Annotated in this window: 1 protein-coding gene and 1 pseudogene; both read left to right on the forward strand. The window is 65.8% G+C overall.

Features of this window, described 5'->3' with window-relative positions; translation table 11 throughout:
- Window positions 1–135: pseudogene (locus tag RMO23_RS10330) on the forward strand (nucleotidyltransferase family protein); the annotation flags it as partial.
- A 13-nt stretch (window positions 136–148) separates the two neighbouring features.
- Window positions 149–1521 (forward strand): aminopeptidase P N-terminal domain-containing protein (locus RMO23_RS10335; RefSeq protein ID WP_309681142.1); only part of this gene is annotated, 1373 nt, incomplete at its 3' end.

Here is a 1521-nt window from a genome sequence, read left to right on the forward strand (position 1 = left end):
CTCAAGGCCGCGCTGGCGCCGCTGCTGCGCGCGGCGATGGACAATCAGCAGGTGAGCGCCGAGCTGTACCCGGGCGCCTGGACCGATGTGGGCACGCCCGCCCGACTCGATGAATTGAACCGCACTTCAGACTGAAAGCCAACGCACGATGAGCATCAACTCCGTTTACCCCAAACGCCGCGCCGCCATTGCCCGCGCCCTCAAAGCCGCCGGCGGCGGCATCGCGCTGCTGCCGACCGCGCCCGAGGCCCAGCGCAACCGTGACAGCGACTTTGCCTACCGGCACGACAGCTACTTTTATTACCTGACCGGCTTTAGCGAGCCCGAAAGCTGGCTGGTGATTGAAGCCAGCGGCAAGACCACCTTGTTTTGCCGCCCCAAGGACCTGGAACGCGAGATCTGGGACGGCATCCGCCTCGGCCCCAAGGCCGCGCCGGCCGGCCTGGGCGTTGAGCAGGCCTTCAGCGTCGAGGCGCTGGACGAAAAAATGCCGGCGCTGCTGACCAATCAGCCCGCCGTCTGGTTTCCGTTTGCCACGCACAAGGGGCTGGAAACGCGGGTCGATGGCTGGCTGAATCAGGTGCGCACCCGGGTGCGCTTTGGCGCCGAATGCCCGCAGAGCCAGCACGATCTGTGCAAGCTGCTCGATGAAATGCGGCTGATCAAGGACAGCCACGAGATGGCGATTTTGCGGCGGGCCGGCACGATTTCTGCCGGAGCGCATGTGCGGGCCATGATGAGTTCCAGCGCCATGCTGCGCAGCCAGCCCAAGGGCGGCCTGCGCGAATACCACCTGGAGGCCGAACTGCTGCACGAGTTTCGCCGCCACGGCTCGCAGGCGCCGGCCTACGGCAGCATCGTCGCCGCCGGCGCCAATGCCTGCATATTGCATTACCGCGCCGGCGACACACCCGTCTTGCCCGGCGAGCTGTGCCTGATTGACGCGGGTTGCGAACTCGACGGCTACGCCAGCGACATCACGCGCACCTTTCCGGCCGACGGCAAATTCACCCCGGCCCAGCGCCTGCTCTATGACATCGTGCAGGCATCGCAGGAAGCCGCCATCAAGGTCACCAAGCCCGGCAAGCGCTTTACCGACCCGCACGACGCCGCCACCCGCGTGCTGGCCCAGGGCATGCTTGATGTCGGCCTGCTCGACAAGGCCAAACACGGCACGGTCGATGACGTGCTGGAATCCGGCGCCTACCGCCAGTTTTACATGCACCGCACCGGCCACTGGATGGGCATGGACGTGCACGACTGCGGCGACTACACCGAACCCGGCAGCAAACCGCGCGAAGAAAAAGACGCGCTGGGCCAGCTCGTCATGAAAAAGCCGCCGCGCATCCTGAAGCCCGGCATGGTGCTGACGATAGAACCCGGCCTCTACGTGCGCCCGGCCAAGGGCGTGCCCAAACAGTTCTGGAACATCGGCATCCGCATCGAAGACGACGCGCTGGTCACCGCCAAGGGCTGCGAGCTGATGACGCGCGGCGTGCCGGTGAAGGCCGATGAGATTGA

The organism is Polaromonas sp. (assembly GCF_031411155.1).
In the GTDB taxonomy this organism is placed as follows: Bacteria; Pseudomonadota; Gammaproteobacteria; order Burkholderiales; family Burkholderiaceae_C; genus Polaromonas.